Below are 13,014 nucleotides of genomic sequence, written 5' to 3' on the forward strand. Positions count from 1 at the left end.
ACAGGGCACGGGCGCGCCGCGTTTCTTCGCCGCTTGATTGCGGCCCTGCCAATGCCTAGATGGGCAGCTTGTTCTCGACCGCGAAACATAATAACCGTGGGGCTTCGAGTGCACGCACGCAATGGACACCGAAACGACACGGCATGACAATTTCCGAGGCAACAGACCGGGCATCGATCGACCAGGCTTTCCGCAGGGCGGCAAAGCACACGCGATCCGTGCGGCGGCTGAAGATCTTGCTGCCGATCGCCGCCTTCGCGATCGCCATCGCACTGATTGCCACGGCCTTCGTGCAGTCGCTGGTGCCGGACAACGTTTCGCTCGGCTCCGCCACCATTGAAGACGGCATGATCGTCATGACCAATCCCGGCATAACCGGCCGCAATCGCGACGGCATACCGTATTCACTGAAGGCCGACCGGGCGCTTCTGCCCGCCGCCAATCCGGATGACAGCACCGTGCTCCTGGAAAACGTCACGGCGCAGGTGCCGGTCGAGGATTCGGTGACGGCGGTCGTCGATGCAGCGCGCACGCTCTACGACCGGGCGACCGAATATCTCAATATCGACGAGCCGTTCACAATCAAGCTTTCGAACGGCATGCATGCAGAGTTCAACTCCGCCGCGATCGATATCCAGGGCGGCACGCTTAAAAGCGACGACCCGGTGACCGTGACCGCGCCGCAGGCTTCGGTGGTTGCCCGAAACGTAAATATCACCGATAACGGACAGAAAATTCGGTTCGGGGGCGGTGTTCATGTTACACTTTCTCCGTCTGCCCTCGGTCAGGGCAATCAGTGAGGTTATCGATGGCGTTGGGTATTTCTAGATTCAGAACCGGCATGATCCCGGCGGCCGTGGCTTTCGCCGCGCTCTGCGCAGCGGGGCTCCCTGCCGATACGGCGTTCGCACAAGCCACCGAAACCACCGGTTTCCAGCTCGCCGGCGACCAGCCCATCGATATCGATGCCGATGAATTCGAGGTCGATGACGCGACCAAACTGATTACCTTTTCCGGCAATGTCGTTGCCGTGCAGGGCGTCAACACGGTGCGCGCCGCGAAGATGACGGTGCGTTACGAAGGCGGCTCCACCGGGATTGCCTCGGGTCAGGGCGATATCGACCGGATCGATCTCACCGGCGGGGTTCGCCTCGATACCGACACCCAGTCAGCGACCGGCGACACCGGCCGTTTCGACATGCCGAGCCAGCAATTCGTGCTGGAAGGCAAGGAAGTCGTGCTCAAGGAAAACGGCAACGTCTTTGTCGGCTGCAAGCTGACGGTCAACATGGCGACCAGCCAGGCCAAGCTCGACGCCTGCGGCAAGCGCGTCCAGATTCGCCTCAATCCGCAATCGCGGCCCGGCAACTGACCCGGGGGTGCATGTGAACAAGGCAAAATCCGCAGCGCCGCGGCCGGCTGCCCCGACGGCAGAGACCGCGCAGCCGAAGACCAACAATGGCCGCCCTCCCGTCAACTACGAAGGCACGCTGATCGCCGAAGGCCTGACCAAGTCCTACCGCAATCGCCGCGTGGTGAATGGCGTGTCGCTGGTCGTGCGCCAGGGCGAGGCCGTCGGACTGCTCGGCCCGAACGGGGCGGGCAAGACCACCTGCTTCTATATGATCACCGGCCTCGTTCCCGTGGATGAAGGCCGCATCGCGCTGCACGGGCGCAATGTTACCGGCCTGCCGATGTATCGCCGCGCCAGGCTCGGCGTCGGCTACCTGCCGCAGGAAGCCTCGATCTTCCGCGGCCTGACGGTGGAAAACAACATCCGCGCCGTTCTGGAACTCACGCCGCTGAACAAGCGCGAACGCGAGGACAAGCTGGAACAGCTCATGGAAGAGTTCGGCATCGCGCGGCTGAGGAAGTCGCCGGCGGTCGCGCTTTCCGGCGGCGAACGGCGACGGCTCGAAATCGCCCGGGCGCTGGCCACCGACCCGGCCTTCATGCTGCTGGACGAACCTTTTGCCGGCGTCGACCCGATTTCGGTCTCCGATATCCAGGGGCTTATCCGTCACCTGACGCAGCGCGGCATCGGCGTGCTGATCACCGACCACAATGTGCGCGAGACGCTCGGCATGATCGACCGCGCCTATATCATTCACGCCGGCGAGGTGCTGACCCACGGCAAGGCCTCGGAAATCGTTGCCAACAGCGATGTCCGCAGACTTTATCTCGGCGACAATTTCAGCCTCTGAAGACAGCGCTCGCCTCGCCAGCGATTCGGCCTTGATCATCAAGCAATTTTTATGCCAATCTCGCGGACTGAAATGGCCGGCACGTGCCGGCTGCGCATTTTTCGTGGGGCGTATACATGGCACTTGGCGCCAAACTGTTTCTGAAACAAAGCCAGTCGCTGGTCATGACCCCGCAATTGATGCAGTCGATCCAGCTTCTGCAGATGCCCCATGCGGAGTTGACCGCCTTTATCGCGCAGGAAGTGGAGAAGAACCCGCTTCTGGAGATGGGGGGCGAGGAAGGCCATGCGGAGGAAAAACCCGAGCCCGCCGAGCTTGCGACCCATGAAAGTGGGGAGCCTGCAAGCGACTGGTATCGCGAGGACCGCCAGACCTCCGAGAGCCTGAAGGAAAGCCTCGACAGCAATTACGACAGCGCTTTCACCGAGGATGCCCCGGCACCGCGTCCCGACGCGCCCGAGCTGATGAGCCAGTGGAAATCGATGCCCGGCGGCGGTGGCGACGATCACGTGGATCTCGACGAGTTCGTCGCTAGCCGTCCCTGCCTGCGCGGCCACCTGACCGACCAGATCGCCCTGACCTTTCGCGATGCGCGCGCCCAGGCGATCGCCCGTCATCTGATCGACTATCTCGACGACGCCGGATATTTTCGGGGAGAGCCGTACGAGATCGCCGGCAATATCGGCATCGACGTCGACGATGTGACGCATGTGCTCGAAAGGCTCAAATCGCTCGATCCGCCCGGCGTCTTCGCCCGGTCGCTGGCCGACTGCATGCGCGAGCAGCTCAGGCAGCGCGGCCGGCTGGATCCGGCCATGGAAGCGCTGGTCGACAATCTCGATCTGGCGGCGCGGCGGGATTTCCAGAAGCTGCGGCGCATCTGCGGCGTCGATGACGACGATCTGCTCGACATGATGACGGAGCTGCGCAGGCTGAACCCAAAGCCTGCCAGCGCCTTTTCCAGCGACCCGACAGAATCGGTGCTGCCCGACGTGATCGTCACCGCGCGGCCCGGCGGCGACTGGCAGATCGAGCTCAACAGCGACACCCTGCCGCGGGTGCTCGTCAACCGCCCCTACCTGGCCGAGGTCAAGGCATCGCGTGGCATGTCGGAAGCGGACCAGACCTTTCTCAACACCTGCCTGCAGAACGCCAACTGGCTGACCCGCAGCCTCGACCAGCGGGCCCGCACCATCATGAAGGTCGCCGGCGAGATCGTGCGCCTGCAGGACGGCTTTCTGCGGCATGGCGTCGATCATCTGCGGCCGCTCAATCTCAGAACGGTGGCCGATGCGATCAAGATGCATGAATCGACCGTCAGCCGCGTCACCTCCAACAAGTACATTCTCACGCCGCGCGGGCTGTTCGAACTGCGCTATTTCTTCACCGTTTCGATCGCCGGAGCCGATGACGAGGCCGCAAGCCATTCCGCCGAAGCCGTACGCCACCGAATAAAGCGGCTGATCGACGACGAGACGCCGGCCGCGGTGCTTTCCGACGACGATATCGCCGCGGTGCTGAAGGAGGACGGGATCACGCTCGCCCGGCGGACGGTTGCAAAATACCGCGAGGCGATGAACATCCCCTCCTCCGTCCAGCGTCGGCGGGAGAAGCGGGCCCTTGCGCGGGTTGCAGCCGGTTAAAACGGTTAGAGCAGACAAAACCGGGGTCGCATTGACTTCGCGGTCCATGAACGATAGAGCATCCGCCGCAAAGGGCGCGAACCGACATTTGAATGGTTTCGTGACTGGACGCCGGCGCCGAGATGGCGAGCCCAACGGACGGACGGCATGAAGAACGCGGAACGAATTGCAGATTTCCCGCTGGCAAACGGCTGAAAAAAGCCCAAATAGATATTGATGGCCGTTTGTCATCACACTGCCAACAGGGCCAGTGATCCGACCCTCTTGGAGGAGATCGAAGCTTGGCCTAAAGTGGCTCGTGGAAACACAAGAAGAAGGGCATAACCATGAGTGTTCGCGTCTCGGGCAAGCAAATGGAAGTCGGCGAGGCTTTCCGCCAAAAAATCGAGGATCAGATCGAGGAAGCGGTCACCAAATATTTCGACGGGGGCTATTCCAGCCAGGTGACCGTGGAAAAGGCCGGCGGCGGCTTCGAGGCCGATTGCAAGGTCCATCTCGACAGCGGCGCCGTGCTGCACGCGGCCGGCAAGGCGCATGATCCCCAGGCCGCCTTCGAGGCAGCCTTCGAGCGGATCGCCAAGCGCCTGCGCCGCTACAAGCGCAAGCTCAAGGATCACCACAACGGCCAGGCCGTTTCCGCCGAGTTCGCCTATTCGGTGATGGACACGCCGCCCGAAAACGACGACGAAATTCCGGAAGATTACGCGCCGGCAATCGTCGCCGAGGCCAAGGCCGAGGTGCGCACCATGGCCGTCGCCACCGCCGTCATGGCGCTCGACATGACCGACAAGCCGCTGATGTTGTTCCGCAACCCGGACAACAAGACGCTGAACATCGTTTATCGCCGCCCGGATGGCAATATCGGCTGGATCGACACAGCCGGCATTCAGGGCTGACCCTCAAACCGGCGGGCGCCGCATGGCGTCCGCTTTTCACGCCAGGATACCAGGACATGGCACTCGACGACCTGCTGAAACAGGAAGCGATCATCCCCGCCCTCAAGGCCAATTCCAAGAAGCAATTGCTGCAGGAACTCGCCGCCCGCGCGGAAGCCGTGACCGGTATACCGGAGCGTGAAATCTTCGACGTGGTTCTGCAGCGCGAGCGTCTGGGGTCCACCGGCGTCGGCAACGGCATCGCCATTCCGCACGGCAAGCTGCCGAAGCTCGACCACATTGCCGGCGTGTTCGCCAGGCTTCAGCATCCCGTCAATTTCGACGCGCTCGACGACCAGCCCGTCGACCTCGCCTTTCTGCTGCTGGCCCCGGAAGGCGCCGGCGCGGACCACCTGAAAGCGCTCTCACGCGTCGCCCGCCTCTTGCGCGACCAGGAGCTCACCCGCAAGCTGCGCGCTTCCGACAGCGACAGCGCGATCTACGCGTTTTTGAATTCGGACCCCGATTCCTCGGCAGCGTGAGATAAAGCCTTTTGCCGCTCTTTTTCTGAGCATAGAGAGCCTTTACCCACCCGCACGCAATTCTATACATTCACCTCGCGCCAACCCGAAAAAAGCCACATCGTGCTCGAAGTTTATTTCCATAACCGAGGTGTCGCGGCGGCTTCTTTGTGAAGCCGCTGTTAAAACGTCGCACCGCTCGGCAATTATAGAGTCCTGTCGGCTTCGAGCCGGACAAGACCATGAGGCGGGACAGCATGAAACGTTATCACTTTGCACTCATGCTCTCGTTTCTCGCGTTTGCAGGATGTGGCCGGCAGGTCGAGGATGGACTGCTGCGAATTTTAGCCGAGGCCCTGCCTGAAGGCGCAGAGCCCGAAGTACTTTCAACCTGCTACAGTTTCCTGGGACTCGGACCAACAGTCGCGTTGTTCAGGTACCCTGTGAAGGGGGTGACTGATGCGCCTGCCACATCCCTCAACCCGGATGGTTCCAAAGGATGGACATGGCAACCTTCTCTCGGGGATTTCGTCGAAAAACAGAGCAAAGAGCCGGTGCTCGGCCTTGCAATGACCGTCCTGGACGGAAAGCAATGTCTGCGAGACATGACCGATGACGCCAATTCCATACTTTTCGAGGAACATCCGGGACTTTACTATTCCACCAATAGGGAGGAGGTCATCATCATATTGTTTGACGGACCAGAAAGAGAAGGCGTGATCTTTATCCAGGCGCCCTGATCCCGCGGGGAGAGCTTCTGCTCCACGAAGGCAAAGCAGTCATCCCCCGCGCTTCCGTCAATCACTCGTCCTTCGGCGCTTCGTCGGCCGGCTGGGCCGCTTCCGGCTTCGGGCCACCCTTGGAGACGCCGACCATGGCCGGGCGCAGAACGCGCTCGCCGATCATGTAGCCGGCCTGCACCACTTGAACCACCGTGTTTGCGGGGATTTCGGGGTTCGGAACCTCGAACATCGCCTGATGGATATTGGGGTCGAAGCGCGCGCCCTCGGCCTCGATTTTCTTCACGCCGTGGCGTTCGAGGCCTGACAGCATCGAGCGTTCGGTCATCTCGACGCCCTCGATGAAGCCCTTGATCTCCTCGGTGCGCTTGTCTTCCGGGATCGCATCCAGCGCGCGGCGCAGATTGTCGGAAACGCCGAGCATGTCGCGCGCGAACGCGGTCACGGCATAGGCCTTGGCGTCCTTGACGTCGCGGGCGGTGCGGCGGCGCAGGTTCTCCATTTCGGCGGCAAGGCGCAGAAGCTGGTCGCGCTGCTTTTCGTTCTCGGCCTTCAGGACTTCAAGCGGATCGGGCTCGGGCTGAGCCTCCTCGGCGATATCCTCGGCGGCCGCAGCATCCATCTCGGCTTCGAGATCGAGCACCGTTTCCTTGATTTGTTCGTCAGTTCCGTTTTTCTTGGTCTCGTCGGTCATGACGTCTCCGCAGATTTCATTTCAATGGTGAATTTCTTGAGCCCCGATATCGAGGTTCAGCCTTGAAAAATCAAGGGCTGATATGGGGTCGTCGCGATCAGCGCGTGCTGGAAAGCCGCGACAGCAGATGCGCGGTATAATCCACCATCGGCACCACCCGGGCATAATTAAGGCGGGTCGGTCCGATCACGCCGACCGCGCCGACGACCTGATTGTCGCTGTCGCGATAGGGCGCGACCACCAGCGACGAGCCCGACAGCGAAAACAGCTTGTTTTCCGAGCCGATGAAAATCCTGACACCCGAGCCGCTTTCGGCGAGATTGATCAGCTCGATCAGGCTGTCCTTCTTTTCAAGGTCGTCGAACAGCATGCGCAACCGGTCGATATCCGCGGCATCGGCCACCCCTTCCAGCAGGTTGGCACGCCCGCGCACGATCAGCCGCCCCGGATTGCCGTCCTCGGCGCTTCCCGACCACACGGCAAGCCCGCGCCCCACGAGATCCTGCGACAGCTGGTCCAGTTCCTGACGCACACGATCCTTCAGCCGAGTCAGCACGGATTTCAGCTCCGGCAGGGTCTGGCCGTTGAGATGCGCGTTCAGGAAATTCGCCGCCGCCGTCAGTTGCGACGAGGTGGTGCCGGCCGGCAGATCGATGATCCGGTTTTCGACCTGGTTGTGCTCGCCCACCAGCACGGCCAGCGCCTTGGTCGGCTCCAGCCGGATGAATTCGACATGTTTCAGAACGGTGTCGCTCTTGGAGGTCATCACCAGTCCCGCCCCGCGCGACATGCCGGAAAGCATCTGGCTCGCCTCGTCCAGCAGCGTCTCCACCGGCTGGCCGCTGCCAACGCGGCCCATCTGGCGCTCGATTTCCGCGCGCTCGCCCTCGGCCAGATCGCCGATCTGCATGTAGGCGTCGACGAAGAAGCGCAGGCCGCTTTCGGTCGGCAGCCGTCCGGCGCTGATGTGGGGCGCGTAGATGAGGCCGAGTTCCTCCAGATCGCTCATGACGTTGCGCACCGAGGCCGGCGACAGCGACATCGGCAGAAGCCGCGACAGGTTGCGCGAGCCGAGCGGCTCGCCGCTCTCCAGATAGGTTTCGACAATCCGGCGGAAGACCTCGCGCGAACGGTCATCGAGCGAGATGGCGGGCATATCAACCTTTGCTTTGCGATTTGTGGTCATGCACTCTTTGCCGAAACGTGAGAAAGCTTCCCGCCTAATATAGTGCGAAGGCGTCGCCACGCAATTGACCCGTGTCGGCGACGCGTTTTTCTTTGCAAAAGCGGGCGCATGCTCGTAGAACGCGGCCAAAAGCAACCGGAAGGATTCCACCATGCGGCCATCAGGCAGACAACTTACCCAGATGCGCAAAGTCTCGTTCGAGCGCGGCTTCTCCAAGCACGCCGAAGGCTCCTGCCTGGTGAAGTTCGGCGACACCCATGTGCTGTGCACCGCATCGCTGGAAGAGCGCGTGCCGCCGTGGCTGCGCAATGGCGGCAAGGGCTGGGTGACGGCCGAATACGGCATGCTGCCGCGCGCCACCGGCGAGCGCATGCGCCGCGAGGCTTCCGCCGGCAAGCAGGGCGGGCGCACGCTGGAAATCCAGCGCCTGATCGGCCGTTCGCTGCGCGCGGTCGTCGACCTCGAAGCGCTGGGCGAACGCCAGATCAGTGTCGACTGCGACGTGATCCAGGCCGATGGCGGCACCCGCACGGCATCGATCACCGGCGCATGGATCGCGCTCCATGACTGCCTGAAGTGGATGGAAGCCCGCAGCATGGTCAAGACCGGCAAGGTGCTGAAGGACCATGTCGCGGCGATCTCCTGCGGCATTTTCGCCGACCAGCCGGTCATCGACCTCGATTATCTGGAAGATTCCTCCGCCGAAACCGACGCCAATTTCGTCATGACCGGCACCGGCGGCATCGTCGAGATCCAGGGCACCGCCGAAGGCAAGCCGTTCAGCCAGGACGAGTTCCTGACGCTTCTGGACCTCGCCAGAAACGGCATTGCCGAGCTTGTCGACCTCCAGAAGAAGACCGTCGAGGGCGCGTAACGCCATGGAGAGCCCGATCGCCGCCATTCTGGAAACCGCGCTCTACGTCGATGATCTCGACGCAGCAGAAGCGTTTTACGGCGGCGTTCTGGGGCTTGAACAGATTTCGCGCGCCGGCAACCGGCATATCTTTTTCCGCTGCGGCCCGGGCGTTCTTTTGATCTTCAATCCGGACGAGACGGTCATCCCCGCCCCGCCGGACGCCCTGCCCGTTCCTGCCCACGGCGCGCGCGGCCAGGGCCATATCTGCTTCCGGCTTGCGGGCGATGATTTCGCCTCCATGCTCGATCGCCTGAAGGAAAACGGCATCGCCATCGAAAGCGATTTCCTCTGGCCGAACGGCGCCCGCTCGATCTATTTCCGCGATCCCGCCGGCAACAGTCTGGAATGCGCCGAGGGCAAGCTCTGGGGACTGTGATGGCAAAGTCTATCCGCCTCCCGTCAATCTCCCCCCTTGAGGAGGAGATGCCCCGACAGGGGCAGAGAGGGGTGAACCCTTTCCGAGAGCACGGCGTTTGCGGCATATGCCCATTACCCCTCTCTGTCGCTTTCGCGACATCTCCTCCTCAAGGGGGGAGATTGTTTTGGGGGCTTTGCGGCCCACCCCTCACCACCACCGCTCAACGGGACCTGACATGCGCACACTCGATACCAAGACCATCGTCGTTGCCAGCCACAATGCCGGCAAGATCGCGGAGATCGCGGATCTGATCGTTCCGCTCGGCTTTTCCGCCAAATCGGCGGCCGAACTGAATTTCGACGTGCCCGAGGAAACCGGTACGACATTCGAGGAAAACGCGGCAATCAAGGCGCTGGCCTCCGCCTGCAAATCCGGCCTGCCGGCGCTTGCCGATGATTCCGGCATCGCCGTCGATGCGCTCGATGGCGCGCCCGGCGTCTACACCGCCGACTGGGCGGAAACGGCGGATGGCAGCCGCGATTTCGCCATGGCGATGGAGAAGGTCGAAAACCTGCTTGCCGAAAAGGGCGCAACCGCGCCCGAGCAACGCACCGCCCGTTTCGTCTGCGTGCTTTGCCTTGCATGGCCGGACGGCCACACCGAGACCTTCCGGGGCGAGGTCGAGGGCACGCTGGTCTGGCCGCCGCGCGGCGACAAGGGCCACGGCTACGACCCGGTGTTTAAGCCCGCCGGCCATGACCGGACCTTCGGTGAAATGGAAACCGACGAGAAGACCCATGGTGGCCCGCAGGATGGCGGCGCGCTGTCGCACCGCGCCCGCGCCTTCCGCCTGTTCGTGGAAAAGGGGCTGGCACGCTGAGCGAACCGCAAACCATGGCCCGCGACAATGGCGAACCGGGCTTCGGCGTCTACCTGCACTGGCCGTTCTGCGCGGCCAAATGCCCCTATTGCGATTTCAACAGCCATGTCCGCCACCAGCCGGTCGACCAGAAGCGCTTCATGGCCGCCTTCGCCCGCGAGATCGACCATATGCGCGCCCTTTCCGGCCCGCGCGAGGTCACCAGCATCTTCATCGGCGGCGGCACGCCCTCGCTGATGGCGCCGGAAACGCTCGGCGGCATTCTCGAGGCCGTGGCGAAGGCATGGCATGTGCCGGACGGGATCGAGATCACGCTGGAGGCCAATCCCTCCAGCGTCGAGGCGACGCGTTTCCGCGGCTATAGGGCCGCCGGCGTCAACCGCGTCTCCATGGGCGTGCAGGCGCTCGATGACCGGCAGTTGCGGTTTCTCGGCCGGCTGCACAATGTCGAGCAAGCGCTCGGCGCGATCGGGCTTGCGCGCGAGATATTTCCGCGCATGTCGTTCGACCTGATCTATGCCCGCCCCGGCCAGACCATTGACGACTGGGTGGCCGAACTCAACCGCGCCATTGACCTCGCCGCCGATCACCTCTCGCTCTATCAGCTCACCATCGAGGAAGGCACGGCCTTTTACGCGCTGCACAAGGCCGGGAAACTCACCGTGCCCGATGAGGATCACGCCGCCGAACTCTACGAGATCACGCAGGCCGTGACGGCGGAACGCGGCCTGCCGGCCTACGAGGTCTCCAACCACGCCCGTCCCGGCGCGGAAAGCCGGCACAACCTCACCTACTGGCGTTACGGCGATTATGCCGGCATCGGCCCCGGCGCCCATGGCAGGCTGACGACCGCCGAGGGCAAGATCGCCACCGCCGCCGAACGCCATCCGGAAACCTGGCTGGGCATGGTCGAACAGGCTGGCCACGGCACCAGCGAACAGAGCATGCTCACCGGCGAGGAACAGGCCGACGAGCTGCTGCTAATGGGCCTGCGGGTCAAGGAAGGCGTCGACCTTTCGCGCTGGTCGTCGCTTTCCGGCAGGTCCGTCGATGCCGAGCGCGAGGCGTTTCTGATCGACCTCGGCCTTGTCGAGCGCATCGGCAACCACAGGCTGCGGGCAACGCCCGAAGGCATGCTGGTCTTGAACCGTGTGGTTGCAGAGCTATCCTGATCGACAATCATGACTGAACGTGAGATATCGGGAACCGGTGCCCCGCATCCGCGTTCCTCTAGCGTTGAGCGCCCGCATCACAAGGGAGATCGAGAATGGCAAGCGCGTCCTATACCCACCGCAAGATCCGCGACCGGCTGAGTGCAGCGGTCTGCATCATCTTCGCGCTTTATATGGGCTATCTCGCCCATCAGGACGGCGTGGCGCTGGCGCCCTCGATCTTCTACGGGCTGATCGCCTTCGTGCTGCTCGCCATCGTGCTGATGGTGCTGCGCAGCTTCATCTACGCGCTGATCATAGCGGCGCTCCTGGTCTGGCTCGCCGCCTATATGGGCTTCGACTGGGCCGACAGGCTGATCGCCTATGTCGACCAGCTCTTGACCCTCGGCTACCAGGAATCGCTGAAGCTGTTCATGGAAGCGAAGGAGCCGATCGCCACGTGACCCGGCGGCCTGCCGCCGCCGGGAGGCGATGACGATCAAGCCGCGAGCCCATCCATGAGGCTCTTCAGCGCCGCCTCGGCTTCCGCCGAGCGTTCGGAACGATCGATGAAGCCGCCGCCGAAGACGCGGGCCTCGTTGCCGGGGGCGTCGTAGAGCACGCAGGCCTGTCCGTTCGCAATCCCGGCCTCGCCTTCCAGCAGGTCGACATAGACGCCGTTTTCATCGACGCGCAGCATGACCGGCAGCGGCGGGCGCGTGGAGCGCACCTTGGCGAAACACGCGAAACCGTCGGCCGCCTCGTCGGCAAGCGGGCGATCGCCCAGCCAGTTGACGTCGCGCAGATAGATCCGCCGGGTTTCCAGGGCCTCGCGCGGGCCGACGACGACGCGGCGCGAGCGGGCGTCGAGATGGACCACGTAGAGCGGCTCGCCGGTGGCAACGCCAAGCCCCTTGCGCTGACCGATCGTGTAACGGACGATGCCCTCGTGACGGCCGAGCACGCGGCCATCGAGATGGACGATCTCGCCGGAAAGCTCGGCATTCGGCCTCAGCTTGGCGATGACATCGGAATACTTGCCCTGCGGCACGAAACAGATGTCCTGGCTGTCCGGCTTGTCGGCAACGATCAGACCCATTTCTTCCGCCAACTTACGGGTCTCCGCCTTCGGCAGGCCGCCGAGCGGAAAGCGCAAGAAATCGATCTGCTCCTGCGTGGTCGCGAACAGGAAATAGCTCTGGTCGCGCTCGGCATCGACCGGACGGTAAAGCGCACGCCGCATCGGGTTGTCGGCGGTCGGATTGGGCGCGGAGCGGATATAGTGGCCGGTCGCCAGCGCATCGGCGCCGAGTTCGCGCGCCGTCGTCAGAAGGTCTGCGAACTTGACCGTCTGGTTGCAGGCAACGCAGGGGATCGGCGTTTCGCCTGCGATATAGGCCTCGGCGAAGGGGTTGATCACCGTTTCGCGAAACCGCGCTTCGTAATCCAGCACATAATGCGGAATGCCGAGCCGCTCGCTGACGCGGCGCGCGTCATCGATATCCTGTCCCGCGCAGCAGGAGCCGGCGCGGTGCACGGCCGCGCCGTGGTCGTATAGCTGAAGCGTGATGCCGAGAACGTCATAGCCCTCGCGCTGCAAAAGCCCGGCCACGACCGAGCTGTCGACGCCGCCGGACATCGCCACGACAACGCGCGTGTCCTCAGGCTTCTTGTCAAAACCGAGTGTGTTCATGATCCGCCAGTCCAGTTCAAGGTTGGATGTGAATCCGATATTTTCCGCTGATATAGAGGCCTTCAGCCAAAGACGCAAGAATACCAGCCTTTCAAGCCGCCAGGCTGCTGACAAACCCCTGAATGTGCAGTTTGATACCTTCCTGACCTTCCT

General features: G+C 63.0%; 15 protein-coding genes. 12 read left to right on the plus strand and 3 right to left on the minus strand.

What is annotated here, in order from left to right; all coding sequences use genetic code 11:
• Positions 1 to 143 precede the first annotated feature (143 nt).
• From Mame_RS19650 to Mame_RS19680, 7 genes are all read left to right on the plus strand, one after another.
• Positions 144 to 800, plus strand: a complete 657-nt coding sequence (locus tag Mame_RS19650; RefSeq protein ID WP_018065554.1) for a hypothetical protein — start codon at positions 144 to 146, stop codon at positions 798 to 800.
• An 8-nt stretch (positions 801 to 808) separates the two neighbouring features.
• The gene (locus Mame_RS19655) at positions 809 to 1,372 is read left to right on the plus strand and encodes an LptA/OstA family protein (protein ID WP_033410438.1); all 564 of its coding nucleotides are present in this window, start codon (positions 809 to 811) and stop codon (positions 1,370 to 1,372) included.
• 7 nt (positions 1,373 to 1,379) lie between these two features.
• On the plus strand, positions 1,380 to 2,204 hold the full coding sequence (gene lptB, locus Mame_RS19660; RefSeq protein ID WP_018065556.1) for an LPS export ABC transporter ATP-binding protein: 825 nt from the start codon (positions 1,380 to 1,382) through the stop codon (positions 2,202 to 2,204).
• A gap of 116 nt (positions 2,205 to 2,320) precedes the next feature.
• Positions 2,321 to 3,847 carry an RNA polymerase factor sigma-54 gene (gene rpoN, locus Mame_RS19665; RefSeq protein ID WP_026173601.1) on the plus strand — a complete coding sequence of 509 codons (1,527 nt, stop codon included), beginning with the start codon at positions 2,321 to 2,323 and terminating at the stop codon, positions 3,845 to 3,847.
• 326 nt (positions 3,848 to 4,173) lie between these two features.
• A complete protein-coding gene (gene hpf / locus Mame_RS19670; RefSeq protein ID WP_026173602.1) occupies positions 4,174 to 4,743 on the plus strand; it encodes a ribosome hibernation-promoting factor, HPF/YfiA family in 570 nt (189 codons plus the stop codon).
• Positions 4,744 to 4,799: 56 nt separating this feature from the next.
• Positions 4,800 to 5,264: a PTS IIA-like nitrogen regulatory protein PtsN gene (ptsN, locus tag Mame_RS19675; protein ID WP_018065559.1), complete on the plus strand. Its 465-nt coding sequence runs from the start codon at positions 4,800 to 4,802 to the stop codon at positions 5,262 to 5,264.
• A 236-nt stretch (positions 5,265 to 5,500) separates the two neighbouring features.
• Positions 5,501 to 5,983 (plus strand): hypothetical protein, encoded by a 483-nt coding sequence (locus Mame_RS19680; protein WP_155122153.1) that lies wholly within the window; start codon positions 5,501 to 5,503, stop codon positions 5,981 to 5,983.
• A 61-nt stretch (positions 5,984 to 6,044) separates the two neighbouring features.
• Here the strand turns inward: Mame_RS19680 and grpE are convergent, their stop codons facing one another.
• Both grpE and hrcA read right to left on the minus strand, forming a co-directional pair.
• Positions 6,045 to 6,677, minus strand: coding sequence for a nucleotide exchange factor GrpE (gene grpE / locus Mame_RS19685; RefSeq protein WP_018065561.1), 633 nt, complete (start codon positions 6,675 to 6,677; stop codon positions 6,045 to 6,047).
• 97 nt (positions 6,678 to 6,774) lie between these two features.
• Positions 6,775 to 7,863 carry a heat-inducible transcriptional repressor HrcA gene (gene hrcA, locus Mame_RS19690; RefSeq protein WP_018065562.1) on the minus strand — a complete coding sequence of 363 codons (1,089 nt, stop codon included), beginning with the start codon at positions 7,861 to 7,863 and terminating at the stop codon, positions 6,775 to 6,777.
• Positions 7,864 to 8,014: 151 nt separating this feature from the next.
• Here hrcA and rph point away from each other — a divergent pair, with 151 nt between their 5' ends.
• The 5 genes from rph to Mame_RS19715 all read left to right on the plus strand — a co-directional run bounded on the left by rph (position 8,015) and on the right by Mame_RS19715 (position 11,632).
• Entirely contained in the window at positions 8,015 to 8,737 is a 723-nt protein-coding gene (gene rph, locus Mame_RS19695) for a ribonuclease PH (RefSeq protein WP_026173604.1), read from the plus strand.
• Positions 8,738 to 8,741: 4 nt separating this feature from the next.
• Positions 8,742 to 9,155, plus strand: coding sequence for a VOC family protein (locus Mame_RS19700; RefSeq protein ID WP_018065564.1), 414 nt, complete (start codon positions 8,742 to 8,744; stop codon positions 9,153 to 9,155).
• A 217-nt stretch (positions 9,156 to 9,372) separates the two neighbouring features.
• On the plus strand, positions 9,373 to 10,017 hold the full coding sequence (gene rdgB, locus Mame_RS19705; RefSeq protein WP_018065565.1) for an RdgB/HAM1 family non-canonical purine NTP pyrophosphatase: 645 nt from the start codon (positions 9,373 to 9,375) through the stop codon (positions 10,015 to 10,017).
• A 14-nt stretch (positions 10,018 to 10,031) separates the two neighbouring features.
• Positions 10,032 to 11,189, plus strand: a complete 1,158-nt coding sequence (gene hemW / locus Mame_RS19710; protein ID WP_018065566.1) for a radical SAM family heme chaperone HemW — start codon at positions 10,032 to 10,034, stop codon at positions 11,187 to 11,189.
• 95 nt (positions 11,190 to 11,284) lie between these two features.
• Positions 11,285 to 11,632 (plus strand): hypothetical protein, encoded by a 348-nt coding sequence (locus tag Mame_RS19715; RefSeq protein ID WP_018065567.1) that lies wholly within the window; start codon positions 11,285 to 11,287, stop codon positions 11,630 to 11,632.
• Positions 11,633 to 11,667: 35 nt separating this feature from the next.
• Here Mame_RS19715 and mnmA read toward each other — a convergent pair whose 3' ends face one another.
• The gene (gene mnmA, locus Mame_RS19720; protein ID WP_026173606.1) at positions 11,668 to 12,861 is read right to left on the minus strand and encodes a tRNA 2-thiouridine(34) synthase MnmA; all 1,194 of its coding nucleotides are present in this window, start codon (positions 12,859 to 12,861) and stop codon (positions 11,668 to 11,670) included.
• Between the last annotated feature and the right edge of the window lie 153 nt (positions 12,862 to 13,014).

It is taken from the genome of Martelella mediterranea DSM 17316, from assembly GCF_002043005.1.
GTDB lineage: Bacteria > Pseudomonadota > Alphaproteobacteria > Rhizobiales > Rhizobiaceae > Martelella > Martelella mediterranea.